The 25349-nt window shown below is 63.8% G+C and carries 20 protein-coding genes, 1 tRNA gene, 1 pseudogene and 1 riboswitch; of the genes and pseudogenes, 9 read left to right on the forward strand and 13 right to left on the reverse strand.

Going from position 1 to position 25349, the window contains the following annotated elements:
* Nucleotides 1–55 precede the first annotated feature (55 nt).
* The 9 genes from AC2EBU_RS01855 to AC2EBU_RS01895 form a co-directional block, all read right to left on the reverse strand.
* Nucleotides 56–2146 (reverse strand): TonB-dependent siderophore receptor, encoded by a 2091-nt coding sequence (locus AC2EBU_RS01855; RefSeq protein WP_484608685.1) that lies wholly within the window; start codon nucleotides 2144–2146, stop codon nucleotides 56–58.
* A 156-nt stretch (nucleotides 2147–2302) separates the two neighbouring features.
* A riboswitch (TPP riboswitch) is annotated at nucleotides 2303–2403 on the reverse strand.
* 35 nt (nucleotides 2404–2438) lie between these two features.
* Nucleotides 2439–3527, reverse strand: a complete 1089-nt coding sequence (locus AC2EBU_RS01860) for an NAD(P)/FAD-dependent oxidoreductase (RefSeq protein WP_484608686.1) — start codon at nucleotides 3525–3527, stop codon at nucleotides 2439–2441.
* A gap of 8 nt (nucleotides 3528–3535) precedes the next feature.
* Complete coding sequence (gene fdxA, locus AC2EBU_RS01865) at nucleotides 3536–3865, reverse strand: ferredoxin FdxA (RefSeq protein ID WP_484608687.1); 330 nt, start codon at nucleotides 3863–3865, stop codon at nucleotides 3536–3538.
* A gap of 138 nt (nucleotides 3866–4003) precedes the next feature.
* A complete protein-coding gene (locus AC2EBU_RS01870; protein WP_484608688.1) occupies nucleotides 4004–5410 on the reverse strand; it encodes a sulfate adenylyltransferase subunit 1 in 1407 nt (468 codons plus the stop codon).
* Between the two features lie 128 nt (nucleotides 5411–5538).
* Complete coding sequence (cysD, locus tag AC2EBU_RS01875; protein WP_484608689.1) at nucleotides 5539–6495, reverse strand: sulfate adenylyltransferase subunit CysD; 957 nt, start codon at nucleotides 6493–6495, stop codon at nucleotides 5539–5541.
* A gap of 48 nt (nucleotides 6496–6543) precedes the next feature.
* Entirely contained in the window at nucleotides 6544–7350 is an 807-nt protein-coding gene (locus tag AC2EBU_RS01880; protein WP_484608690.1) for a phosphoadenylyl-sulfate reductase, read from the reverse strand.
* The gene (locus AC2EBU_RS01885) at nucleotides 7347–7730 is read right to left on the reverse strand and encodes a DUF934 domain-containing protein (protein WP_484608691.1); all 384 of its coding nucleotides are present in this window, start codon (nucleotides 7728–7730) and stop codon (nucleotides 7347–7349) included. The genes AC2EBU_RS01880 and AC2EBU_RS01885 overlap by 4 nt, the downstream gene beginning before the upstream one ends.
* Nucleotides 7731–7757: 27 nt before the next feature.
* Nucleotides 7758–9569, reverse strand: a complete 1812-nt coding sequence (locus AC2EBU_RS01890; RefSeq protein WP_484608692.1) for a nitrite/sulfite reductase — start codon at nucleotides 9567–9569, stop codon at nucleotides 7758–7760.
* A 21-nt stretch (nucleotides 9570–9590) separates the two neighbouring features.
* Nucleotides 9591–10382 (reverse strand): sulfite exporter TauE/SafE family protein, encoded by a 792-nt coding sequence (locus AC2EBU_RS01895; protein WP_484608693.1) that lies wholly within the window; start codon nucleotides 10380–10382, stop codon nucleotides 9591–9593.
* A gap of 182 nt (nucleotides 10383–10564) precedes the next feature.
* Between AC2EBU_RS01895 and AC2EBU_RS01900 the strand changes: the two genes are divergently transcribed.
* Entirely contained in the window at nucleotides 10565–11761 is a 1197-nt protein-coding gene (locus AC2EBU_RS01900) for an ABC transporter substrate-binding protein (protein ID WP_484608694.1), read from the forward strand.
* 110 nt (nucleotides 11762–11871) lie between these two features.
* On the opposite strand, the gene AC2EBU_RS01905 is transcribed toward AC2EBU_RS01900, so the two are convergent.
* From AC2EBU_RS01905 to AC2EBU_RS01915, 3 genes are all read right to left on the reverse strand, one after another.
* A tRNA-Ser gene (locus AC2EBU_RS01905) sits at nucleotides 11872–11962 on the reverse strand.
* A gap of 70 nt (nucleotides 11963–12032) precedes the next feature.
* Nucleotides 12033–12950, reverse strand: a complete 918-nt coding sequence (locus tag AC2EBU_RS01910; protein ID WP_484608695.1) for an SPFH domain-containing protein — start codon at nucleotides 12948–12950, stop codon at nucleotides 12033–12035.
* Between the two features lie 62 nt (nucleotides 12951–13012).
* The gene (locus tag AC2EBU_RS01915) at nucleotides 13013–13438 is read right to left on the reverse strand and encodes an NfeD family protein (RefSeq protein ID WP_484608696.1); all 426 of its coding nucleotides are present in this window, start codon (nucleotides 13436–13438) and stop codon (nucleotides 13013–13015) included.
* A gap of 141 nt (nucleotides 13439–13579) precedes the next feature.
* Between AC2EBU_RS01915 and AC2EBU_RS01920 the strand changes: the two genes are divergently transcribed.
* The gene (locus tag AC2EBU_RS01920; RefSeq protein WP_484608697.1) at nucleotides 13580–15850 is read left to right on the forward strand and encodes an Orn/Lys/Arg family decarboxylase; all 2271 of its coding nucleotides are present in this window, start codon (nucleotides 13580–13582) and stop codon (nucleotides 15848–15850) included.
* 48 nt (nucleotides 15851–15898) lie between these two features.
* Here AC2EBU_RS01920 and AC2EBU_RS01925 read toward each other — a convergent pair whose 3' ends face one another.
* Nucleotides 15899–16777 (reverse strand): DNA ligase, encoded by an 879-nt coding sequence (locus AC2EBU_RS01925; RefSeq protein WP_484608698.1) that lies wholly within the window; start codon nucleotides 16775–16777, stop codon nucleotides 15899–15901.
* A gap of 178 nt (nucleotides 16778–16955) precedes the next feature.
* On the opposite strand from AC2EBU_RS01925, the gene AC2EBU_RS01930 reads away from it, so the two are divergent.
* The 7 genes and pseudogenes from AC2EBU_RS01930 to AC2EBU_RS01960 all read left to right on the forward strand — a co-directional run.
* Entirely contained in the window at nucleotides 16956–18776 is a 1821-nt protein-coding gene (locus AC2EBU_RS01930) for an extracellular solute-binding protein (RefSeq protein WP_484608699.1), read from the forward strand.
* 6 nt (nucleotides 18777–18782) lie between these two features.
* On the forward strand, nucleotides 18783–19817 hold the full coding sequence (locus AC2EBU_RS01935) for a microcin C ABC transporter permease YejB (RefSeq protein WP_484608700.1): 1035 nt from the start codon (nucleotides 18783–18785) through the stop codon (nucleotides 19815–19817).
* Nucleotides 19817–20851, forward strand: coding sequence for an ABC transporter permease (locus AC2EBU_RS01940; RefSeq protein WP_484608701.1), 1035 nt, complete (start codon nucleotides 19817–19819; stop codon nucleotides 20849–20851). Before AC2EBU_RS01935 ends, AC2EBU_RS01940 begins: the two co-directional genes overlap by 1 nt.
* A complete protein-coding gene (locus tag AC2EBU_RS01945; protein ID WP_484608702.1) occupies nucleotides 20848–22473 on the forward strand; it encodes an ABC transporter ATP-binding protein in 1626 nt (541 codons plus the stop codon). The genes AC2EBU_RS01940 and AC2EBU_RS01945 overlap by 4 nt, the downstream gene beginning before the upstream one ends.
* 169 nt (nucleotides 22474–22642) lie before the next feature.
* Nucleotides 22643–23221 (forward strand): ribosome maturation factor RimP, encoded by a 579-nt coding sequence (gene rimP / locus AC2EBU_RS01950; RefSeq protein WP_484608703.1) that lies wholly within the window; start codon nucleotides 22643–22645, stop codon nucleotides 23219–23221.
* Between the two features lie 31 nt (nucleotides 23222–23252).
* Entirely contained in the window at nucleotides 23253–24737 is a 1485-nt protein-coding gene (gene nusA, locus AC2EBU_RS01955; protein WP_484608704.1) for a transcription termination factor NusA, read from the forward strand.
* Nucleotides 24738–24761: 24 nt separating this feature from the next.
* Nucleotides 24762–25337 (forward strand): annotated as a pseudogene (locus AC2EBU_RS01960) (translation initiation factor IF-2 associated domain-containing protein); the annotation flags it as partial.
* Nucleotides 25338–25349 lie beyond the last annotated feature (12 nt).

A 25349-nucleotide genomic window follows, 5' to 3' on the forward strand; every position in this document is an offset into this window, starting at 1 on the left:
TTTTCAAGGGTGCTGCAAAAACTTCGCGGCGCCCTGGTCTGTCGGTTGTCCTGTTTCAGAACCCAGCGTGCAGCCCCAGTCGCACGGTCCGTGGTGCGGCCGGGAACAGATAGATATGGCTGTACTGGTACGGCGACTCCACGAAGCCGCGGCGGTTGGCCACGTTGTCAACCGACAGGCTCCAGGTGGCCCGCTGTCCCAGCAGCCGGGTTTCGTACCGCAATGCGGTGTCCAGGCGTGTCCACGACGGCAACATGACCGATTCGTCTCGCAACACGGCGCGGCGGCCTTCATGCGAGAGCGCGCCTTCCACGCTAAGGCCCGGGACCGCAGCCAGGCGGTAGCGAACTTGCGCACGCAGGGTCCAGCCTGGGACGTTGGTCGGGCGTTTGCCATTCAGGCCCGGGTTGATGACGGCATGGCGGCGTTCAGCGTCCAGCCATGTGGTGCTGCCATTCAGGTGCCAGGGACCGGCCTGCCACCCGCCCGCCAGTTCCAGACCTCGGTGGCGCACGTCGCCGTCGGCCTGTCGGGTGCAGGTGCCGACCAGGTCGCAACTGCCGGCGTCACCCCACAGCGGGCGGGTGATGTCGAAGACGGTGGCGCTCCAGCTCCAGCGGTCTCGCTGGCTCTTGATGCCGATCTCTTTCTGGCGGCTGCGCAAGGCGGCCAGCGGCTGACCGGCGTTGGTGTAGCGGCTGCGGCCCGGGGCCACTTCGGACTCCACCCCTTCGCCGACACTCGCGTACAGCATCGTGGCTGGGTCCAGCTGCCAGGTCGCGGCGAGCCAGGGGGTGGAGATGGCGCGCGTGTACGCCGTGGCGCGGCTGCTGTCGGTGCGAACGCTTTCGCGATGCAGCCGGGTATGGCGCAGCCCCAGCCAGGTCTGGAAGGCCGGGCTCCACTGGATCGCGTCATAGGCGAAGAACTCGGTGCTGCGCTCGGTGCGGTTGGTGTAGGGATCGCCGAAGGTCGGATCGGGCGGCAGCACGGGCAGGGTGAACAGGTTGCCGGTGCCGACAGCCGAATTGTTGTCGGCCTGCGGCTCGCCGCGGTCGATGAAGCGGCTGGCCAGCACTCCGAATGACAGGTGGTGTCGCACCGCGCCGGTATCGAGCTGGCCGATGGCCCGGATCTGGGCGGCATGGGTGCGGCGGCGCTCGTTGGTGCTGCGGAAATCATAGAGGTCGAAGTCGCCGTTCGGGCAGTAGCGGTCGGCGTAGTAGGCACCCGTGCCGGCGTCAAAGCAGCCGTAGGGATAGGCCAGGCGGTCCTGGCTCTTCAGCCGCTGGGTGCCGATCTGGGCCTGCCACCGCCACTGGCTGTTGATGGCCTGCTGAATGCCGAGGCTGCCGCTCAGGTTGTCGAACACGTTGGCCTGGGACCAGGGCTGGGTGTTGATGTTGATGAACGGGTTGGGCGCCGGCAGCGTGCTGCCGGTCAGGCTCAGGCCCGGCACGCTGGGCTGGCGGCGGCGCGAGGTCTCCCATTCACCCTCGATCACCGTGTCGGGCGAGACGCGCCAGTCCATGGCCAGGGCCAGCAGGTGGCGTGAGCCGTCTGCCCCAGACGCGTGGCTGCGGATGTTTTCGGCCGCCAGGTTCAGCCGGTAGCCGAAACGCCGGTTCTCGCCGAAGCGGCCGCCGAGGTCGGCATGGGCCAGCAGGCCGCCCCGGTGGTTGGTTTCCAGGCGCAGCGTGCGCAGTGGTTTCTCCGTGGGCCGTTTGATGACCAGGTTGACCAGGCCACCCGGGGCACTGGTACCGGCCTGGATGCCGCTGGTGCCTTTGAGAAACTCGACCCGCTCTCGGTTTTCCAGCGGCAGGCTGGTCTCGGCGCTGATGGGCAGGCCGTCGCGGCGCCAGTTGCTGGTCTGGTCGATGACAAAGCCGCGCATGCTGGCGTAGTCCCAGTAGCCGACGGCGTTGTAGGCGTCGGAGACGGAGGCGTCCAGTCGGTACAGGTCGGACAGGCGGCGCGCGCCGGTGTCGGCGATGGTGGCGGCATCGATGACGGTGGCGGCAAAGGGGCTGCGCTCCAGCGGCTGGTCACCGAAGCCGGTGACGTCGGCCAGCGGTGCCGCGCTGCGTTCGCTGACCGTGACGGGCTTGAGGCTGGCATCGGCGCCGGCCGTTTGGGCGGACACGTTGCCTGCTGCAAAAAATAGAGCAAACAATGACCATTCCACGCTGGATATGGCGGTTTTTTTCTTGAAAAATGGCGGTTGATGTGCCATGACGTGCTTTCGACGAAATGGCAGGTCGGCTTGCCGGGACTTGAGGCGCCCTGGAGAGAGCGGGCGCCGTCCTGAAGCTTGCTTCCCTGCGCGAGGATTACCTCAATCAGGTTCAAAGGGACTTTCTCAGTCGCGGCGGCAAAACCGCAACACCCCTAGCGAATGGCGCGACCGGGGCCGCGCCGGTGCGTATTGTAAAGAGTCAGCCGGCGACCGGCGCCACCCCCAGCAGCCGGTGCAGGCGCGGGCTGGTGGTGGTGTATTGCAGCAGCAGGGGCTGATCGGGTCGCAGCCGGGCGGCGGCGTCGTAGGCCGCCAGCGTGCATTCATGGAAGCCGCACACCAGCAGCTTGCGTTTGCCGGGGTAGGTGTTGATGTCGCCCACGGCGTAGATGCCGGGCTCGGCGGTGGCAAACGCCTCGGTGTTCACCCGCAGCTGTTTGCGCTCCATCGCCAGGCCCCAGTGCGCCAGCGGACCCAGCCGGGGCGACAGGCCCAGTGCCAGCAGCAGGCGGCTGAGTTGCAGCGGCACCACCTGGCCGTCGGGGGTGGCCAGTTGCAGCGCGCACAGGCGCCCGTCGGCCTGCTCGATGCCGACCGGCTGGCCGATCACCACCTCGACGGCGCCGCTGGCGCGGGCGTCGGCCAGTGCGGCCAAGGCGCCGGCATCCGCGTCGAAGTGGTCGCGCCGGTGCACCAGGCGGACGCGGCGGGCGCGGCCCGGGCCAGGCCGGGCGCAGGCCAGCGCCCAGTCGATGGCGCTGGCTTCGCTGCCCAGGACCACCACGTCCTCGCCGGCCGTGGCGGCGGGCTCCGGCTGGTGGTGAAACAGCTGGGTGCCGTCAAAAGCGGCCAGGCCGTCGAGTTTGAGCGTGCGGGGCTGAAAGGCACCCACACCGGCCGCGATGAACACGGTTCGGGTGAGCAGGGCCGTGCCGCGTGAGGTGGTCAGCAGCAGCCGGCCGTCGGCCTGGCGCTCCAGTGTGGTGACTTCCTGCCCGAGGTGCATCGGCACCTGGAACGGCGCGATCTGGCGCAGCAGCGAGGCGGTCAGTTCGCGCCCGGTGCAGACCGGCACGCCGGGCACGTCGTAAATCGGTTTGTCGGGGTAGAGCTCAGCCGGCTGGCCGCCGGGGGCGGGCAATGCGTCTACCAGGTGAGTGCGGATTTCCAGCAAGCCCAGCTGGAACACCTGGAATAGCCCGACCGGCCCGGCACCGATGACCACGGCATCGGTTTCGAGCGGCGCCGCCATGTGTGGTGCGCCGCCGGTTGCGCTGGGCCCGGACATCGGCCGACTCAGCGGACCAGCTCCTTGAGCTTGCCGGTCTTGTCTTTCCACTCGTCGGCGTCGGGCAGGGCGGCCTTGCGTTTGGTGATGCTCTTCCAATTGGGCAACAGGGCCAGTTCGGCGTTCAGCGCGGTCATGTGGCGCTGGTCCTTGGGCAGGTCTTCTTCGGCGTAGATGGCGTTGACCGGGCACTCCGGAATACAGACCGCGCAGTCGATGCACTCGTCCGGGTCGATGGTGAGGAAGTTGGGGCCTTCGCGGAAGCAGTCCACGGGGCAGACATCGACGCAATCGGTGTACTTGCAGCGGATGCAGGATTCGGTGACGACGTGGGTCATGTTGGCTCGGTAACGTGATGGAGAAAGGGGCGACGCGGAAAGCCCGCGCGCGGCCTCCGGGGAATCCCGGATTTTATGGGTTTCCGGGGCGCACGCTCACAGATTAGCCGGCACGGCCCCGTGGAGAATTGATTTGTGTCAGTTGTGGCTGGCCGCTGGTCGGTTCACCAGCACCGCGCCGGCGGTTTTGTGCGAGGCGGTGTCCACCAGGATCAGCGCGCCCAGCACCCGCGAGCGCTCGAACGCCACCGCGGGCAGCGCCTCCTGCAGCAGCAGCTCCACATGGCCGATGGCGTTGGGTTCGAGCTGGCTGGCGTCACTTTCGGCCAGGGTGTGGATGTCCAGCCGGTGCACGATGCGGCGCACCTTGGCCTTGACCCAGCGATGGCCGTGCAGCGCCCAGTACACGCGGCCGGCCACCAGCGGCTCGTCGTCCATCCACGCGATGGTGGTGGCCAGCTCGTGCTGCCCAGGGTAGGGCGACACAGGGGCGGGGGTGTCGAAGTCGTCGTCGACGGCCCCTGAGGCCGCGTTCGCGGTGGGGGCCTCCAGAATCCAGTCACCGCGGGAGACATCCACCTCGCGGTCCAGGATGATGCCGGCGCTGTGGCCGGCGGGGATGCTTTTCGGGCACCGGGCGTGGTCCAGCACCTCGGCCACGGTGGCGAGCTGGCCGCTGGGGAAGATCTGGACGGCATCGCCGACCGACACGCGCCCGACGGCGACACGGCCCCAGAACACGCGGCGGCCTTTGGAGGTGTCGGCAGAACCCGAGAACTTCTCCACCCACTGCACCGGAAACGCCAGCGGCGCGGCGCTTTCCGATGGCGTGCCCGGAAGCGTTTCCAGTATCTGCAGCAGCGTGGGGCCGTTGTAACCGCACCAGCCGGCGTGTTCGTGTCCGACATCGACCACGTTCCAGCCCTCGAGCGCCGAAATCGGCACCACGGCGGTCACGGCGATGCCGGCGCTGGCGGCAAACGAACGCAGTGCCGCTTCGATGTGGCGGAAGGCCAGCGCCGGGTCGGCCACCGCGTCGAGCTTGTTGACCGTGAACACGATGGACGGCACGCGCAGCAGGTTGCACAGCAGCGAATGGCGGCGGGTCTGCACCAGCAGTTCCAGCGCCGGGTTGCGCCAGTCGAGTTTGGTGGCGTCCACCAGCACCACGGCGGCGTCGGCGCTGGATGCGGCCGTGACCATGTTGCGGGTGTACTGCTCGTGGCCGGGCGCGTCACCGATGATGAACTTGCGGTCTTCGGTGGCGAAGTAACGGTAGGCCACGTCGATGGTGATGCCCTGTTCGCGCTCGGCGGAGAGGCCGTCGGTCAGCAGCGCGAGGTCGGTCTCTCCCTGGCGCTGCACGCCCGCCAGGTGGTCCTGCAGCACGGCCTTGCTGTCCACCAGCAGGCGGCCGATCAAGGTGCTCTTGCCGTCGTCCACCGAGCCGCAGGTGATGAACTTCAGGGCGATTTTGGTGTCTTTTTGGCCATTACCCAGCGTGGAATGGTCATTGTTTGCTATCAATTCTGAGCTATGTGTCATGTTCAAACCTTTTGGGGAGGCGGGTCTTCGGCCCAGAGATACCGCGGAACCGGCTTTGCCGGGCCGCTGGTATCGCCCCCTGCAAGGGGGGAGGAGGCCACACGCAGTGGGCAAGCCTGGGGGTGGGCCTAGAAATACCCATCCTTTTTGCGCTTTTCCATGGAGGCGTCGCTGGTCTTGTCGTCCATGCGGGTGGCGCCGCGTTCGCTGACGTCGGCCGCCAGCGTTTCGATGACGATGTCGCCGGGCGTGGCGGCCAGGCTCTCGACCGGGCAGGTGCAGGTGATGTCGCCCACGGTGCGGAAGCGCACGTCGCGGATCTGCACCGTTTCGCCGTCCTTCGGCGGGGTGAGGTCAGTCACCGGCACCAGCAGGCCGCGGCGGTCCACCACTTCGCGTTTGTGGGTGTAGTAGATCGAGGGCAGGCCGATCTGCTCACGCTCGATGTACTGCCACACGTCCAGCTCGGTCCAGTTGCTGATCGGGAACACACGGAAGTGCTCGCCGGGCGCCAGGCGGGTGTTGAACAGGGTCCACAGCTCGGGCCGCTGGGCCTTGGGCTGCCACTGGCCGAAGCTGTCGCGGTGGCTGAAGATGCGTTCCTTGGCGCGGGCCTTTTCCTCGTCGCGGCGGGCGCCGCCGATCAGTGCGTCGAAGCGGAACTCCTCGATGGCTTCCAGCAGCGTGACCGACTGGTGCACGTTGCGGCTTTCGCCCGGGTGCGCCAGGCGCACCGTGCCGCGCGCCATGGAGTCTTCGACACTGCGCACGATCAGCTCGGCCTGCAGTTCCTGGGCGCGCTGGTCGCGGAAATCGGTTACTTCAGGGAAGTTGTGGCCGGTGTCGATCATCAGCAGCGGGTAGGGCAGGCGCCCCGCGCCAAAGGCCTTTTCGGCGCACTTGAGCATCACCAGCGAGTCCTTGCCGCCGGAGAACAGCAGGGCGGGACGTTCGAAGCTCGCGGCCACCTCGCGCAGGATGAAGATGGTTTCCTCTTCGAGCGCGTCCAGGTGGGCGTTGCTCAGGTGGTGGCCTTGGCTCATGTCGGTGGCTTTCAGCAGTTCGGGTTCGGTGCGGGCGTTCATGGTTCGTTCAGCGTTCAGCGTTGGGGGTTGGGCGTTGGGCGTCGGGGTTCATCGCTCAACGCTGATCACGGAACGCTCAACCGCCCCTTTCACATGCAGGCCGCATTCCTTGGCGGCTTCGTCTTCCCACCACCAGCGGCCGGCGCGGAAGTCCTCGCCCACGGCGATGGCGCGGGTGCAGGGCGCGCAGCCGATGCTGGGCATGAAGCGGTCGTGCAGCGGGTTGAAGTCCACCCCGTGCTGCGCGATGTAGTGCCAGACGTCGGCCCAGCTCCAGGCGGCCAGCGGATTGAACTTGCGCAGGCCCTTGGTGGGCACGTCGCTGTCGTCGATGAACGGCACCTCGGCGCGCGCGCCCGACTGCTCGCGGCGCAGCCCGGTGATCCAGGCGCTTTTTCCGGCCAGGGCGCGCGCCAGCGGCTCCATCTTGCGGATGCCGCAGCAGGCCTTGCGCAGCGCGATGCTCTTGTACATCGCGTCGGCCCCTTCGCGGGCGACGAACTGCACCACCGCCTCCCCGACCGGACGGTAGACGGTCAGCGGCGCGTGCGGGTGCGCCGCCTGCTGCGCCTGCAGGCGCTGCAGCAACGCCCGTGTTTCGGCGTGCAGCGCGCCGGTTTCCAGCACGAACACGCCGATCGGCAACGCATGGGTGTTGATCAGGTGGGTGATCACCATGTCTTCAGCGCCCAGGCTGCTGGCCTGCGTGGCAGCGCCGGTGGCGGCGGCCTGGCGCAGCAGCGCGACGGTTTCGGCCACGCGGTCGTCAAATCCGGCCGTGGCGCGGGCGTACAGGCCGATGGCGGACGCCTGCGCGGGCGTACCCGGCAGGGCGCTCAGGGCGTCTGTGCTCATGCGGCCTCCACGGCGAACAGCGGGGCGGGGGTGACGGCGTCGCCCTGGTAGAAAGCGGCAAAGCGCTCGAACTGGCGCTGCGCGGCCGCCGCGTCCACCCCCTCGCGCAGCACCGCGCTGGAAAAGCCGCTGCGGGCCATCTGCACCAGCTGGTCGATCAGCACGTCGCCGGTGGCGCGGATGTCGCCGGCAAAGCCCAGCCGGCGGCGCAGCAGGAACGCCTGGCTGTAGGCGCGGCCGTCGGTGAATTTGGGGAATTGCAGCACCACGCAGTCGATGCCGCGCAGGTCCAGGCGGCGCGGATCGACCGTGTTGTCGATTTCAAGGCTTTTTTGGCCATTACCCAGCGTGGAATGGTCTTCTTTAGCTATTAATTTCATATCGATTTCGTCGGTTTCCAGCCCGGTTCAGACCGGTTCGGCCACTTCGGTTTCGTCGGTCGGGTGCCGGGCGGCGTTGGCGGCGGCCTTGAAGGGGTCCAGCCCCACGCGGCGCAGCGTGTCGATGAAGGTCTCGCGCCCGCGCCGCTCGGCCCGGTAGGTGTCGAGCACCGCCTCGATCACGTCCGGCACCTCGGCGGCCGAGAACGAGGGGCCGACCACCTTGCCGGCGCCCGCGGGGCCCGACAGCGCCGAGCCGTCCGAGCCGCCCAGCGTCACCTGGTACCACTCGCGACCGTCCTTGTCCACGCCCAGGATGCCGATGTGGCCGCTGTGGTGGTGGCCGCAAGAGTTGATGCAGCCGCTGATGTGCAGATCGATTTCGCCCAGATCGTGCAGCTCGTCCAGGTCCTGGTAGCGCTCGGTGATCGCGGCGGCCAGCGGCAGCGAGCGGGCATTGGCCAGCGCGCAGAAGTCCCCGCCGGGGCAGGCGATCATGTCGGTCAGCAGCCGGATGTTCGGGCGGGCCAGGCCCAGGCGGCGCGCGTCGCGCCACAGGTCGGACAACGCGTCGCAGCGCACCCAGGGCAGCAGCAGATTCTGGTCGTGGGTGACACGGGCCTCGCCGGCGCTGTAGCGGTCGGCCAGCTCGGCCACGGCGTCCAGCTGATCCGCCGTGGCGTCACCGGGCGCCTGGCCCAGGCGCTTGAACGACAGCGTCACGGCGCGCAGATCGGGGTTGCGGTGGGGGGCCACGTTCTGCTGCAGCCAGCGGCCGAATTCGACGTCGTCTTCGGCCGCCGCCCGCAGGATGCGCGCCACCTTGTCGTCGGCACAGGCGGCGCTGGCCACCGCCGGCGGCACAAAGCTGGCCTGAACCCGGGCCAGTTCGCGGTCGGGAATGGTGTGCTGGCCGCCGTCACGCAGCAGGATGTCCTGGTATTCCGCCTCGACCTCGTCGATGTAGCGCGGGCCCTCGGCCTTGACCAGGATCTTGATGCGCGCCTTGTACAGGTTGTCGCGCCGGCCCCAGCGGTTGTAGACCCGCACCACGGCTTCCAGGTAGTTGATGATCTGGTTCCATGGCAGGAACTCGCGCACCACCGTGCCGGTGATCGGGGTGCGGCCCATGCCACCGCCCACCAGCACCCGAAAGCCCAGTTCGCCCGCGTCATTGCGCACCAGGTTCAGCCCGACGTCATGCCAGGCGGTGGCGGCGCGGTCTTCGGCGGCACCGGTGATGGCGATCTTGAACTTGCGCGGCAGGAAAGCGAACTCGGGGTGCAGCGTGCTCCACTGGCGCAGGATTTCGGCGAACGGGCGCGGATCGGCCACTTCGTCCACCGCGATGCCGGCGCGCTCGTCGCTGGTGATGTTGCGGATGCAGTTGCCGCTGGTCTGGATGCCGTGCAGGTGGACACTGGCCAGCAGGTCCATCACGTCGGCGCTGCGCTCCAGCGGGATCCAGTTGAACTGGACGTTCTGGCGCGTGGTGAAGTGGGCGTAGCCGCTCTTCAGGCGCGCGGCCGGGGCACTGCCCGCGCGGGTGTCGATGCGGTCCTGCGTGGCCTGGGCCTCGGCCAGCAGCTCGGGGCTGGGGCGGTCGTAGTCGCGGGCCAGCGTGGCCAGCACCCGCAGCTGGGCGCTGGAGAGCTCGCCGTAGGGCACGGCCACCCGCAGCATCGGTGCATAGCGCTGCACATACCAGCCGTTTTGCAGGCGCAGCGGGCGGAACTCGTCAGTGCTGAGTTGGCCGGACTGCCAGCGTTCCAGCTGATCACGGTATTGGGCTGCGCGCAGCCTCACGAACTGTCGGTCGAAGTCGGTGTAGGAATACATGGGGAAAACGAAGGAGAGGAATCAGATCAGCACCAGCTTCATGCCGGCCCAGGCCAGCAGCAGCGACAACACGGAACGGATTGCCCGTTCGGGGACGCGCGTTACCAGGTGCGAACCCAGCCAGATGCCTGGGAGCGATCCGGCCAGCAGCTTGGCCAGCAGGGGCCAATCGACCGAACCGAGGGACGCATGGCCGAGACCGGCCACCAGGGTCAGCGGCACGGCATAGGCAATGTCGGCGCCCACAATGCGGGGCAAGGGCAACAGCGGATACAGCAACAGCAACACCGAGACACCGATCGCACCGGCGCCGACCGAGGTCAGGGTGACCAGCACGCCGATGGCAGCACCGAACAGCAGCGGCAAGCTCCAGTGGCGTGGACGGGTTGCCAGTTCCTCCTGGCCGGCCGGGAGCGTGCGCGGCAGTTGGCGGCCGCGGACCGCCTTGTACAGGGTGGCGGCGGCCGTCAGAAGCAGCGCCACACCCAGCGTGGTGGTCATCACCCGCTGGACCGCCGCCTCGGCGGGCCCGACAACATGCAGCACCGCCAGCGTCAGCAGCGCCGCCGGAATGCTGCCCGCCGACAGGTGGGCCACCACACGCCACGGAACCAGGCGCTGGCGCGCCAGGTTCACCGTGCCGCCCATCTTGGTGAAGGCCGCAAACAGCAGATCGGTGCCCACGGCCAGATACGGTTTGACGCCGAAGAAAAAAATCAGGATGGGTGTCATGAGTGAACCGCCGCCGACACCGGTGACACCGACGACAAGCCCGACAAAAAAGCCGGCGAAAACGAAAGCAAAGTCATGCATGGCCGCGACTGTAGGTCGTCTTTATGCCAATGCGAACGATTTTTTAGTTGTTGATATATTACTTTGCTGAATAAGAGGCCGGTGCCTGAGGGTCAACCGCTGTGCTGTCACCCGCGTTGTCACCTGTGCGACAAGGTTGTTGCGGCGGCTGGTAGAGTACGCAGCTGTTTTTTGGAGATGCCATGAAGTCGATTGTTTTTGGTGCGCTGGCCTTTTCCGCCCTGGCCGTATCGGCCCAGGGTGTTCCGATACGGATCGGCGAGGTCAACAGTTACTCCACCATTCCTCAGTTCACCCAGCCGTACCGCCAGGGCTGGCAATTGGCCGTTGAAGAGATCAATGCCGCCGGCGGTTTGCTGGGCCGCAAGATTGAAGTGATTGCGCGCGACGATGCGGGTCGTCCGGAAGAGGCTTTGCGCCACGCGGTAGAACTCACCGCCAAGGAGAAAGTCGACGTCCTCGCCGGCGGTTTTCTTTCCAATGTGGGTTTGGCACTGGCCGACCACGCGGCCAAGAACCGTCGGCTGTTCGTTGCCAGCGAGCCATTGACCGACGCCATCGTCTGGGACAAGGGCAACCGTTACACCTTCCGGCTGCGGGCCAGCACCTATATGCAGGCGGCCATGCTGGTGGAAGAGGCGGCCAAGCTCCCGGCCAAGCGCTGGGCGACCATTGCGCCGAACTACGAATATGGCCAGAGCGCGGTGGCCAGTTTCAAGGAACTGCTCAAAGCCAAACGGCCGGATGTCGAATTCGTCGCCGAGCAATGGCCGGCGCTGGGCAAGATCGACGCGGGCAGTGCCCTCACGGCCGTGATGGCGAACCGGCCAGATGCGATCTTCAATGTCACGTTCGCGGCCGATCTGGCCAAACTGGTTCGGGAGGGCAACCAGCGCGGCGTGTTCCCGCGGGTGCCGGTGGTGTCCATGTTGTCGGGCGAGCCGGAGTATCTGGATGTACTCAAGGACGAAACCCCCAAGGGCTGGATCGTGACCGGCTACCCCTGGGACCAGATCGACACGCGCGAGCATGCGTCGTTTGCCGCGAACTACTACAAGCGCTTCAATGAGAACCCCAAACTGGGCTCCGTGGTGGGGTATGCCACCATGCAGGCGATCTTCGAAGCGATTCGGAAGGCGAAGACCACGGACAACGAAAAGCTCGTGACGGCGATGCGCGGCCTGAAATTCAGCACCCCGTTCGGTCCGGCCGAGTTTCGCGCCATCGACCAGCAGTCCACCATGGGCGCCTACGTCGGCAAGCTGGACCAGCGCGGCGGCAAGGGCACGATGGTGCAGTGGCGCTACGCGGACGGCAAGAACTACCTGCCCACCGACGCCTATGTGAAGGCACGCCGGCCAGAGGAGGCGCGCAAGTAGGCGGACGGGACAGTCGCCGGGGCCCGCCTTCGAAGTCGCAGGCGATTTCGGGCGGACGAAACGACAAGCAGCAAAAAGGGCCCTGATTTCAGGGCCCTTTTTGTTCATTCTGGCGGAGCAGGCGGGATTCGAACCCGCGGTGGGCTATTAACCCACACACGCTTTCCAGGCGTGCGACTTAAACCACTCATCCACCGCTCCAGAGCCTGCCATTGTAGCAGGCTGGACGTGCTGGTCGATGACTTGGGCCGTGCCTGCGAGGCGGGCGGTGTCAGGTGCCCACGCGGGTGGACTGGACCATTTTCATTGCAGAGCCGATAAGGCTGGAAACTTCGGACATGTTGCCGGGCACGATCAATGTGGTGGTGGCATCGGCGGCAACCCGGGCATAGGCTTCCACCGCCTTTTCGGCCACTTTGAGTTGGACCGCCTGCTCCCCGCCGGGCAGGCGAATGGCGGCAGCCACGCGCTCGATGGCCTGGGCCGTCGCATCGGCGACGGCCTTGATGGACTCCGCCTCGCCCTGGGCTTTGTTGATGACCGCCTGCTTTTCGCCCTCGGAGCGGGCGATGAAGGCCTCGCGCTCGCCGGTGGCGATGTTGATCTGCTCCTGGCGGCGACCTTCGGATGCGGCGATCAGGGCGCGCTTTTCCCGCTCTGCGGTGATTTGCGCCTGCATGGCATGCAGGATCTCCTTCGGGGGCGTCAGGTCCTTGATTTCGTAGCGCAGTACCTTGACCCCCCAGTTCAATGCGGCTTCGTCAATGGCCTGCACCACCTGGGCGTTGATGATGTCGCGCTCCTCGAAGGTTTTGTCCAGTTCCAGCTTGCCGATCACACTGCGCAGTGAAGTCTGCGCCAGTTGCGTGACGGCCACAATGTAATTGGATGACCCATAGCTGGCGCGCATCGGGTCCGTCACCTGGAAATAGAGAATGCCGTCGACCTGCAACTGGGTGTTGTCCCGCGTGATGCAGACCTGGCTGGGCACGTCCAGCGGGATTTCCTTGAGGCTGTGCCGGTAGGCGACCTTGTCGATGAAGGGCACGAGGAAGTTCAGACCCGGTGCGAGTGACGTGTGGTACTTGCCCAAGCGCTCGACCACCCAGGCGTTCTGCTGGGGAACGACCTTCACGGACCGCGTGACAAAAATGACGGCAATGACAAACAGGACGATCGCTATTTCCATGGGGGTCTCCGGGTTTCGGTGAAGAATGTGGCAGCGCGACTTGCAATGGGGCAGGGCGCGCGTTATTCGGGCTCCACCAGCAGGCGGTTGCCGACCAGTTCGGCCACACGGTGCAGCCCGGGGCTGGGGGACACACCTGGCCGGTGGATGGCGGTCCAGCTGGCGCCACGGTATTTGACCGTAGCGGTGCCGTCCGGCGCCCAAGCGTCAATCTGCACGACCTCGCCGATGTCGAGATTGACACTGCGCAAGGTCCGGGCTGATATCCCGGCCCCGGCTTTTCGCTTGTAAAGGTGCCAGGCAACAACCGCACTCACCCCGACCCCGGCAGCGACAATCAGTTGAACACTCAGCGAGGCCCCCGCATGGGCGGCGATCGCACCAGCGCAAAGTCCCAACGCCAGCATCAGCAGGTAGAAGGTGCCGGTGACCAGTTCCAGTGCCACTACGCCTCCGGCCACCAGCCACCAGAGCGTCGCATGTGCCATAGGGTCCTCCTTTGTCCGTGAATTGCCACATTTTGGCCGGTTTGCGCGTCAACGCAATGAAACCGACGTCGCTATTCCTTACACTTCGCGCCTGTTTGTCTGCCGCCAGGCCGGTGCCTGGTGGCTTTTCGGAGTCTGGCCATGAAGTTTCGTTTCCCCATCGTCATCATCGACGAGGACTATCGCTCCGAAAACACCTCGGGCCTGAGCATCCGCGCGCTGGCCGAGGCGATCGAGAAAGAGGGCTTCGAGGTGCTGGGCGTCACCAGCTATGGCGACCTGTCTCAGTTCGCCCAGCAGCAATCGCGCGCCAGTGCGTTCATCCTGTCGATCGACGATGAGGAGTTCACGCCTGGCCCCGAGCTGGACCCGGCGGTGCTGAGCCTGCGCGAGTTCATCGGCGAAGTGCGGCGCAAGAACACCGATGTACCGATCTACATCTACGGCGAAACCAAGACCAGCCGGCACCTGCCCAACGACATCCTGCGCGAGCTGCACGGCTTCATCCACATGTTCGAGGACACGCCGGAGTTCGTGTCGCGCCACATCATCCGCGAGGCCAAGAGTTACCTGGAGGGCATCCAGCCGCCGTTCTTCAAGGCGCTGCTCGACTACGCCGAGGACGGCTCCTACTCGTGGCATTGCCCGGGCCACTCGGGTGGTGTGGCCTTTCTGAAGAGCCCGATCGGGCAGATGTACCACCAGTTCTACGGCGAGAACATGCTGCGCGCCGACGTGTGCAACGCGGTGGAAGAGCTCGGCCAGCTGCTGGACCACAACGGGGCGATTGGCGAGAGCGAGCGCAATGCCGCGCGCATCTTCAACGCCGACCACTGCTTCTTCGTGACCAACGGCACGTCCACCTCCAACAAGATGGTGTGGCACCACACGGTGGCGCCGGGTGACGTGGTGGTGGTGGACCGCAACTGCCACAAGTCCAACCTGCACGCCATCATCATGACCGGAGCGATCCCGGTGTTCCTCAAGCCCACGCGCAACCACTACGGCATCATCGGCCCGATCCCGCAGAGCGAGTTCGAGCCGGCGGCCATCAAAGCCAAGATCCGCGCCAACCCGCTGCTCAAGGGCGTGGATCCGGAGTCCGTGCGTCCGCGCATCCTGACGCTGACGCAGTCCACCTACGACGGCGTGCTCTACAACACCGAAACCATCAAAGGCATGGTGGACGGCTACGTGGACAACCTGCACTTCGACGAGGCCTGGCTGCCGCACGCGGCCTTCCACCCGTTCTACGGGCCCTACCACGCGATGGGCAAGAAACGTGCGCGGCCCAAGGACACCATGGTGTATTCCACCCAGTCCATTCACAAGCTGCTGGCGGGCATCAGCCAGGCCAGCCATGTGCTGGTGCAGGATTCTCAGAACCACCGGCTCGACCGCGCCTTGTTCAACGAGGCCTATCTGATGCACACCTCGACCTCGCCGCAGTACAGCATCATCGCCAGCTGCGACGTGGCCGCCGCGATGATGGAACCGCCCGGCGGCACCGCGATGGTGGAGGAGAGCATCCTGGAGGCGCTGGATTTCCGCCGCGCCATGCGCAAGGTGGACGAGGAATACGGCAGCGACTGGTGGTTCAAGGTCTGGGGCCCGGACGCGCTGGTGGACGAGGGCATCGGCCGGGCCGACGACTGGATCATCCGCGGCGACCGGCGCGGCCGCAAGGGCAGCCAGTGGCACGGCTTCGGCAAGCTGGCCGACGGCTTCAACATGCTGGACCCGATCAAGGCCACCATTGTCACGCCGGGGCTGAACCTGAACGGCACGTTCGAGAAGACCGGCATCCCGGCCTCCATCGTCACCAAGTTCCTCGCCGAGCACGGGGTGGTGGTGGAGAAGACCGGCCTGTACAGCTTCTTCATCATGTTCACCATCGGCATCACCAAAGGCCGCTGGAACACGCTGCTGACGGCGCTGCAGCAGTTCAAGGACGACTACGACAAGAACCAGGCCATGTGGCGCATCATGCCGGAGTTCTGCCAGAAGTTCCCGCGCTACGAGCGCATGGGGCTGCGCGACCTGTGCCAGTTTGTGCACGAGATGTACGCCCGCCACGACATCGCGCGCCTGACCACCGAGATGTACCTGTCCGAGCTGGCGCCCGCGATGAAGCCGGCCGACGCCTATGCCCACATCGCGCACCGCAAGACCGAGCGGGTGGAGATCGACCACCTGGAAGGGCGCGTCACGGTGGGTCTGGTCACGCCGTACCCGCCGGGCATTCCGCTGCTGATCCCGGGCGAAGTGTTCAACCGCAAGATCGTCGATTACCTGAAATTCTCGCGCGAGTTCAACCGCCAGTGCCCGGGCTTCGAGTCCGATATTCACGGTCTGGTCGAAGAGCGCGGGCCGGACGGGTCCAGGCGGTACTTTGCCGATTGTGTGCGCTGACGGTCTGCTCCGGTTCGGGCGGGTCAGGCGTCAGTCGCGGACTTGCATCTACAGCAGGGCAGCCGGGCGCAGATAGTTGGCAAAGCGTGGCACCCCCGATTCCGTCGTGCCGCGGTAACGGAAAGTGATCCAGCTGCCCACGGGTGGCGGGTTGGTGCGCTGAGCGTCCGTCAGACCGGTACCGATGCGGAAGGAAACCCCTTCGGCGGTACGAACCTGAAGAGCGCCGATGCGCCCGGCATGGCGGCCACGGCCCGGCAGGTGGCCGATCACCTCGGCTTCCGCATCGGTCGAGGTCTTGAGTTTGCGCAGGTCATCGCTGCGTCCCGGGCGGTAGTGACCATCGCCGTGGTGCAGCATCAGACCTTCTCCACCCTGCGCTACCAGTTCGTTCAGGCGGGATTGCAAGGTCTTTGTGTCCGCCAGCAGCTCGTGGGGCGCGGCCTGGACCCAGCGTTGTCCCAGCCCGGAGGTCAGGCGGGCACAGGCCGCCAGGCGTTCGTGGAAGGGGCCCCCATGGGCAGGCAGATCAAAAACCATGTAGCGGACGCCGTGCCATGCGGTGTCAACCGCCCGGCGTTGCCGGATCGTTCCTGCGGTCTGCTCGAAACGCCCTCTGCCGCACCACAGTTCACCGTCGAGCGGGGTTTCGGGCCAGTTGGCGGTAAACCAGTCGGGAACGGCAATCGGGTTGCCCAGGCGGGTCAGAAGACTGCGGCCATCCCACCAGGCTCGTACCCCGTCATATTTTTCACTGACCCACCAGCCAAGCGGACTGGCCTTGTCGGACCACTCTTTGGCATGCATCATTGCCGGTTGTGTTGCTGAAGTGGAAGCGCGGGCATGTGAGTGGGTCGCGGCAAACCCGACCAATGTCAAGGCCATTCGCCTGGAACACGGTAGGAAATAATCCGAAAAAGATAGCATCAATCGACCTTTTTGCGCTGGGTATTGATCATTTTTGCTTGAAATCCGTCGAAAAACCTCGTCACCCCGGTGCCTGCAGGCCGTAACGGACGGTCAGGGCGCTGCCGTAAGGCACGCGGCCGAAAGCGGCGATTCTCGCGTACCTGTGGGTTGAAGAAAAATCGGCCAGAATTGGCGCATGCGGATTGTGCTGTTATGGCTGTCGGGATGCCTGTGTCTGCCAGTGTGGGCTGCGCATGCGTACGCGCAGTTCGGTGATATCAAGTATCCGGCTGGTTTCCCCCACTTTGACTATGTGAATGTGAATGCGCCGCGTGGCGGGGAAATTCGGCTGGTGCCGCCGACGCGACTGTCCAACTTCGACAAGTACAACCCGTTTACCCTCAAAGGCAGCGCGCCTCCGGGCCTCGGTGCGCTGGTTTTCGAGACTTTGCTGACGGGCAATTTCGAGGAGCCCACGACGGCCTACGGCCTGCTGGCCGAGGATGTGGCGGTGGCTGCCGATCAACTTTCGGTCGTTTTTCGCCTGAACCCTCTGGCGCGGTTTCACAATGGGGACCCGGTCCTGGCAGCTGACGTCAAACATTCGTTCGATCGCCTCACGAGCAAAGAGGCTGCCCCACAATACCGGACCTATTTCGGCGATGTGCGGGCGGTTACGGTGCTCGGTGAACGTTCCGTCCGGTTTGATTTCGTCCGAGCGAATGCCGAACTGCCTCTTATTGCCGGCAGTCTGCCGGTGTTCAGCCGGCAATGGGGCCGTGTCGATGGTCGAGCGAAACCGTTCGACCAGATCGTTACCGACATGCCGATCGGTAGCGGCCCTTACCGGATCGGCAAGGTGAACTTCGGCAGGGACATTTCGTACGAGCGGGACCCTTCCTACTGGGGCCGCGAGCTGAACGTTCGCCGCGGGCAGTTCAATTTCGACCGCGTCACTTACAAGATCTACAAAGACAACACCGCACAGCTGGAGGCATTCAAGGCGGGCGAGTTCGACTACATCCAGGCCTTCATTGCCCGCGAGTGGGCGCGTGCCTATACCGGCAAGGCGTTCGATTCTGGACGGCTGATCAAGAAGGAGCTGGCCCACGGCAATGCCGGGGACTTCCAGGGCTTCCAATTCAATTTGCGCCGACCCAAGTTCGCGGATCCGCGGGTGCGCGAGGCGATTGGTCTGGCAATGGATTACGAATGGATGAACCGTCAGCTGTTCTATGGTGCCTATGCCCGGGTTCGCGGCTACTTCGTGGGCAGCGATTTCGAGGCCAAAGGTTTACCCGGGCCCGACGAGCTGTTGCTGCTGGAGCCTTTGCGCGCGAAACTGCCCCCGGCAGTCTTCACGGACCCGGTGCCGATGCCACCGGTCAGTCATCTCGACCCGAGCCAAGGTCCTACGCTGCGCGACAACCTGCGACGGGCACGGGATCTGCTGCAACAGGCGGGATGGACCTACCGGAACGGCGCCTTGCGCAACGCAGCGGGCGAGGCGTTCACGATCGAGTTCCTCGACAACTCCGGCTCCATGGGCCGAGTCGTCACGCCGTTTGCCCGTAACCTGGAAAAGCTGGGGATCACGGTTCAGACCAAGGTCATCGACTTTGCGATCTTGCAAAAGCGCCTTGATGTCTTTGATTTCGAGGTCATCAGCAGTCGTTCGGTGGGCAGCGAAGCACCGGGTGTCGAACTGCTGGACCGTTTTGGCTCGAAGGCGGCCGAAATCGAAGGGTCGGGCAATGTGACGGGCCTGAAAGATCCGGCCGTTGATGCGCTGTTGCAGCGCGTGGTTTCCGCACGCAGCCGCCCCGAGTTGGTAAGCGCTCTGCGGGCGTTAGACCGGGTATTGCGCTTCGGGCACTACGTGGTGCCACATTGGTACAGCAGCGTTCATCGCGTTGCGTGGCGCGCTGGCCTTTTCGAGCGGCCAACGGTAACGCCCCGTTTTTACCAGCCTGAAGCCTGGATCATTGCCACCTGGTGGTCGGCTTCGCGGCGCTGACGGAATATGGCACTCTACATTCTCAAGCGCGTTTTGCTGATGATCCCGACGCTGTTCGGCGTGTTGTTGCTGACCTTTGTTGTCATTCAGTTCGTTCCCGGTGGTCCGGTAGAGCAGATGGTCTCGCAGCTGCAAGGGCGAGATACCGGTGGCGAGGGCGCGGCAGTGACGGGTGCCGGCTACCGGGGGCGTCAGGGTGTCGATGCAGCCCGTATCGCGGAGATTCGCCAGCTCTATGGGTTTGACAAGCCGGCGCCAGAGCGCTTTTGGCAGATGTTGAACCAGTTTGTTCGGTTTGACCTCGGCAAGAGCTTCTTCTACCCCAAAGATGTCTGGAGCCTGGTGAAAGAGAAGCTGCCTGTTTCGATCAGTCTTGGTTTGTGGACGTTTTTTCTCAGTTATCTGATATCGATCCCGCTTGGCATTGCCAAGGCCGTGCGGGCCGGCACGCGGTTTGATCGGGTGACCAGCCTGATCGTGCTGGTTGGTTACGCGATACCGGGTTTCGTGCTCGGTGTGGCCTTGCTGGTCATCTTCGGCGGCCAATTGCAGTGGTTTCCTCTGCGGGGGCTGACTTCAAGCAACTGGGACCAGTTATCGCTGGGAGCCAAGGTGGTCGACTATCTGTGGCATATCACGCTGCCTGTGACAGCCAGCGTTCTGGGTGCATTCGCCGTGACGACCATGCTGACCAAGAACGCCTTTCTCGAAGAAATTCGCAAGCAGTACGTTCTGACCGCCCGGGCAAAAGGGCTTGATGAGCGCCGGGTGTTGTGGAAGCATGTGATGCGCAATGCGCTGATTCCGATCGTGACGGGGTTTCCCGCCGCTTTCGTCGGAGCGTTCTTTTCCGGATCTCTGCTGATCGAGACGCTGTTTTCGCTGGATGGCCTGGGCCTGTTGTCCTATGAATCGGTCATGCGCCGCGATTACCCCGTTGTCATGGGAACCTTGTATCTGTTCACATTGATCGGTCTGGTAGCCAAACTGATCAGCGATCTGTGTTACGTGTGGGTGGACCCCCGGGTGAAGTTCGACTGATGGGTGCTGCACCGTTATCCCCGAGTCGGCGCGCCTGGCAGCGATTTCGACGCAACCGGCTGGGCTTTTGGAGCCTGGTGTTGTTTGTTGCGCTGTTTGTGCTGAGTTTGTTTGCCGAACTGGTGTCAAATGACAAACCCATCGTCGTTCGCTATGAAGGACAGTGGGTGTTGCCGATTCTGAGCGCCTATCCGGAGACCCGGTTCGGCGGTGATTTCGACACACCGACCGATTACCTCGATCCGTTTATCCGGCAACAACTGGAAAAGCCGGGAAACTGGGCGCTTTTTCCGGTCAACCGCTACCACCATTCGACGCTGAACTATTTTGCCTCGCAGCCCAACCCCGCGCCACCGTCGTCCGAGAACTGGCTGGGGACGGATGATCGGGGCCGGGATGTGCTGGCGCGCCTGCTCTACGGATTTCGCCTCTCGGTCCTGTTTGCGTTGGCGTTGACGGTCATCGGAACCGTGCTGGGAATTCTCACTGGTGCACTGCAAGGCTATTTCGGTGGTCGAACCGACCTTGCCTTTCAACGGTTCATCGAAATCTGGGGCTCTATGCCGGAGTTGTATCTGCTGATCATTTTTGCGGCGGTTTTCGACCCCAGCATGGGTTTGTTGCTGGTGCTGTTGAGCCTGTTTGGCTGGATGGGTTTGAGTGACTATGTGCGGGCGGAGTTCTTGCGCAACAGGCAGCTTGACTACGTTCGTGCAGCCCGGGCCCTGGGCCTTGGCCATGGACAGATCATCTGGCGGCATGTTCTGCCCAACAGCATGACCCCAGTCGTCACCTTCTTGCCGTTTCGCATGAGTGGCGCGATCCTGGCGCTGACTTCGCTGGACTTTCTCGGGCTCGGTGTTCCACCCGGTACGCCTTCTTTGGGCGAGTTGCTGTCGCAAGGCAAGAACAACATTGATGCCTGGTGGATCTCTCTTTCCACCTTTGTGGTCCTGGTCGTAACCCTGATGCTTCTGACTTTCATGGGTGATGCGTTGCGCGATGCCCTGGACCCACGGAAGGCCGTGGAATGATTGCATCGCAGCCGCCGCAGACGCCATCGGCGCCCCTGCTCACGGTCCACAATCTCAGGGTCTCATTTGCTTCGACCGAAGTCGTCCGAGGGGTCAGCTTCTCGATCGCGTGTGGGGAGCGCATTGCCCTTGTGGGCGAGTCGGGCTCGGGAAAGACGGTGACGGCGCTGGCCTTGTTGCGGCTCGTGCCCCAGGCGAACGTGTCCGGTAACGTGTATTTCGCCGAGCGGTCGTTGTTGGACCTCGATGATGCGGCGTTGCGCGCAATCCGCGGCAACGAGATCGGTTTCGTATTTCAGGAGCCCATGACCGCGCTCAACCCGCTCTTCACCGTCGGCGACCAGATCGCCGAAGTCCTGGAGTTGAAGTGTGGTCAGAGCCGGCAACAGGCAACGCAAGGTGCGGTCGCCCTGCTTGAGCAAACCGGCATCGCCGAACCAGAACGCCGCGCGCGAGCCTATCCGCACCAGTTGTCGGGAGGGCAGCGGCAACGGGCCATGATTGCCATGGCATTGGCGGCGCGCCCTCGACTGTTGATTGCGGACGAGCCGACAACCGCGCTTGATGCGACGGTGCGGAGTCAAATTCTGCAACTGCTGGCCGATTTGCAGCGGCAAATGGGAATGGCCATTCTTCTCATCAGTCACGATCTCAATCTGGTGCGACGGTTTGCCGATCGTGTGGTTGTCATGGAGTCGGGTGAGATTGTCGAGGAAGGGCCGGTGGATCAAGTCCTCAGCGCGCCACAAAATGCCTACACGCGCCAACTTGTCGACAGCCGGCCGGGGCGCCGACCTGAATACGAAACCCCAGCAACTGCTGGACAGAAGCCGTGCCTCTCGGCGACAGACTTGCGTGTGCACTACCCCATCCCGCTCGGTGGCTTCCAGGGGTGGTTTCGAAAAGGGCGTTTCACTGCGCTGCATTCTGCGAGTTTTGCGCTTGAAGAGGGTCGCACCTTAGGGGTAATCGGGGAGTCGGGTTCAGGAAAATCCACATTGGCGCTGGCCGTGCTGGGTCTTCAGCCGTTTTCCGGAAGCGTTATGGTTTGTGGCAAAGCCTGGCGGGGCAATCTGTCACAGGATCGCAGCCTTCGGCGAATCATTCAGGTGGTGTTTCAGGATCCGTTTTCTTCGCTGTCTCCGCGAATGACGTTGGAGGAAATCGTTGGCGAGGGCTTGCGATTGCATGCGCCCGAGCTGGCGCCTGACGAGCGACGGCGGCGCGTGATGGCCATGCTGTCGGACGTAGGATTGCCGATGACAGAGCCCGCTGGATTGCGGCGGTATCCCCATGAATTCTCCGGTGGCCAGCGACAGCGGATCGCCATCGCCCGTGCCTTGATCGTCGAGCCGAAAGTGCTGGTTCTGGATGAGCCGACCAGCGCACTGGATATGACCGTCCAGCGACAGGTCATTGATCTGTTGCAGCGTCTTCAGGCCGAGAGAGGGCTTGCTTACCTGCTGATTACCCACGATGTGGATGTCGTCCGGGCCATGGCACATGACGTCGTTGTGCTGAAAGACGGCAAGGTTGTCGAAATCGGCCCCGCCGATCGGGTACTTTCCGCGCCCGCTGACCCCTACACGCAGGCTCTGGTCTCGGCGTCCGGCTCTCTCTGACCCCTTGGCGCTTTGGCCGGAGTCAGGTCCGAGATCGAGTCAGAAACCCTTTTCTGACGGGCATTTTCAGATTACAATTGATGATTGACGACCAAACGGGCGGAAATTCACCGCCCGTTTCTTTTTGGTCGGGCCGTTTATATCGTCAGATGGGGGTTTTATTTCGGGCGTGGCATTGCAAAAGACAGTCGAGCAGACCGTTTCCGGACTGGGTCTCGAACTTGTGGAGATAGAGCGCTCCGCAGGGGGGCTATTGCGCATCACGATCGATCACCCCTGGCAGCCGGATCAGCCGGAGCGTTTTGTTACCGTCGAGGACTGCGAGTCCGTAACCCGGCAACTGCAATTCGCGCTGGAAGTGGAGTCTGTCGAATATCGTCGGCTGGAGGTTTCGTCGCCGGGTATCGACAGGCCGTTGCGCACCGAGAAGGACTTTGCCCGATTCACGGGCTCGGTCATTGATATCACCCTTAAAGCCCCCGTTGGTAGAGGGCTTGCCGAGGGTGCGTCGGGTGTGGCGGCCAATCGAAAGAAGTTCCGTGGCACGCTGGAGCAAGTCGGACTTGCCTGGCAGATTGTGTGGTCTGACGAACCGGTCATCAAGCCGGGGCAGCGTGTGAGCCGAAAGCGCCCGCCGCCCGTCATGCAGGCGCTGGGTTTTACGCTTGACGAGCTCAGGGAGGCTCGTTTGGCGTCCATAGTGGATTTCAAAGGACGGACGGGTCAGGCTCCCGTTGCAAATCCGTGAAGTTGGGTTTTCTGGATAGGAGTGTCAGAACATGAATCGCGAAATGTTGATGCTGGTCGATGCCATCTCGCGTGAGAAGAGTGTCGAGCGTGATGTCGTTTTCGGTGCCGTCGAGGCAGCCCTCGCGCAGGCTACCAAGAAGCTGTACAAGGGCGAGGTCGACATTCGCGTTGCCGTGGATCGTGACAGCGGCGACTATGAAACATTCCGACGCTGGCTTGTCGTTCCGGATGAGGCCGGCCTTCAGAATCCGGACGCCGAAGAGCTGTTGATGGATGCCCGCGACCGCATCGCTGATGTCGAAGAGGGCGAGTTCATTGAAGAGCAGGTTGAATCGGTTCCGATCGGCCGTATCGGCGCCATGGCGGCCAAGCAGGTGATCCTTCAGAAGATTCGGGACGCCGAACGCGAGATGCTCCTGAACGATTTCATGAGCCGGGGCGACAAGATTTTCGTTGGCACGGTCAAGCGGATGGACAAGGGCGACATCATCGTCGAGTCGGGGCGTGTCGAAGGTCGACTCCGTCGCAGCGAGATGATTCCCAAGGAAAACCTGCGTAACGGAGACCGGGTTCGCGCAATGATCATGGAGGTCGATCCCACCTTGCGCGGTGCACCCATCATCCTCTCACGTTCTGCTCCGGCATTCATGATGGAGTTGTTTCGTCAGGAAGTTCCGGAAATCGAACAAGGGCTCCTGGAGATCAAGAACTGCGCGCGCGATCCCGGTTCGCGGGCGAAGATCGCCGTTTTGTCGCACGATAAGCGTGTAGATCCGATTGGAACCTGTGTCGGCGTGCGCGGTTCTCGAGTCAATGCGGTAACCAATGAACTGGCTGGCGAGAGGGTCGACATTGTGCTGTGGAGCGATGATCCGGCCCAGTTCGTCATTGGCGCCTTGGCGCCAGCAAACGTCTCGTCGATTGTTGTTGACGAGGAGAAGCATGCCATGGACGTTGTTGTCGACGAGGAGAACCTTGCGATCGCAATCGGCCGTGGCGGACAGAATGTGCGGCTTGCTTCGGACCTCACCGGATGGAAAATCAACATCATGGATGCGGCCGAGTCGGCGCAAAAGGCCGCTGAGGAAACCACTACGACCCGCACGTTGTTCATGGAGAAGCTGGATGTCGACCAGGAAATTGCCGACATCCTCATCGAGGAAGGGTTTACCAGCCTCGAAGAAGTTGCTTACGTTCCTCTGCAGGAAATGCTCGAGATTGAGAGCTTCGACGAAGACACTGTCAACGAATTGCGCATTCGTGCCAAGGACGCTTTGCTCACGATGGAAATCGCCCGGGAAGAAAGTGTCGAAGAGGTCTCTCAGGACTTGCGTTCGCTGGAAGGATTGACTCCCGAGCTGATTACTCAGCTGGCGCAGTCGGGTGTTCACACCCGCGATGAACTTGCCGACCTGGCGGTCGACGAACTCACGGACATTACCGGACAGACCCCGGAAGATGCCACGACATTGATCATGAAGGCACGTGAACACTGGTTTGCGGGTCAGGAGTAATGGCCGAAGAGGCTCACACAAAATATGTCCAGCAATACAGTTGCCGAGTTCGCATCCGAGCTCAAGAAATCTCCCGAAATCCTGCTTGATCAGCTTCGATCGGCGGGTGTTGCCAAGCACGCTGTGTCCGATCAGCTCACGGACTCCGACAAGCACAAACTGCTCAGCTATCTGCAGGCCAGTCATGGCACGGCTTCGACCGAGCGAAAGAAGATTACCCTGGTGAAGAAAAGCACCACGGAGATCAAGCAGGCCGATGCGTCCGGTAAAGCCAGAACGATTCAAGTCGAAGTGCGCAAGAAGCGGACGTTCATTAAGCGTGACGAAACAGGTGAAATATCTGGCGAGTCGGAGGGGGAGGCCGCGGCTGAGCAAGCTACCGACAGGAGTTTGCTGGAGCTTGCCGAATTGCAGCGTCGTGAAGAAGAGGCCCGGCGTCAGGCCGAGCTGCTTCGTCGTCAGGAAGAAGACCTGGCCGAGCGCCGCCGCCAACGGGAAGAGCAAGAGGCACGTGAAGCCGAAGAAGCTCGGATTCGTGCCGAAAACGAGCGTATCGCGCGGGAGCGCGTATTGGCCGAAGAGGCGGCGGCCGGGAAAGCAGATGCTGGCGAC

This window comes from Curvibacter sp. T50, from assembly GCF_057219955.1.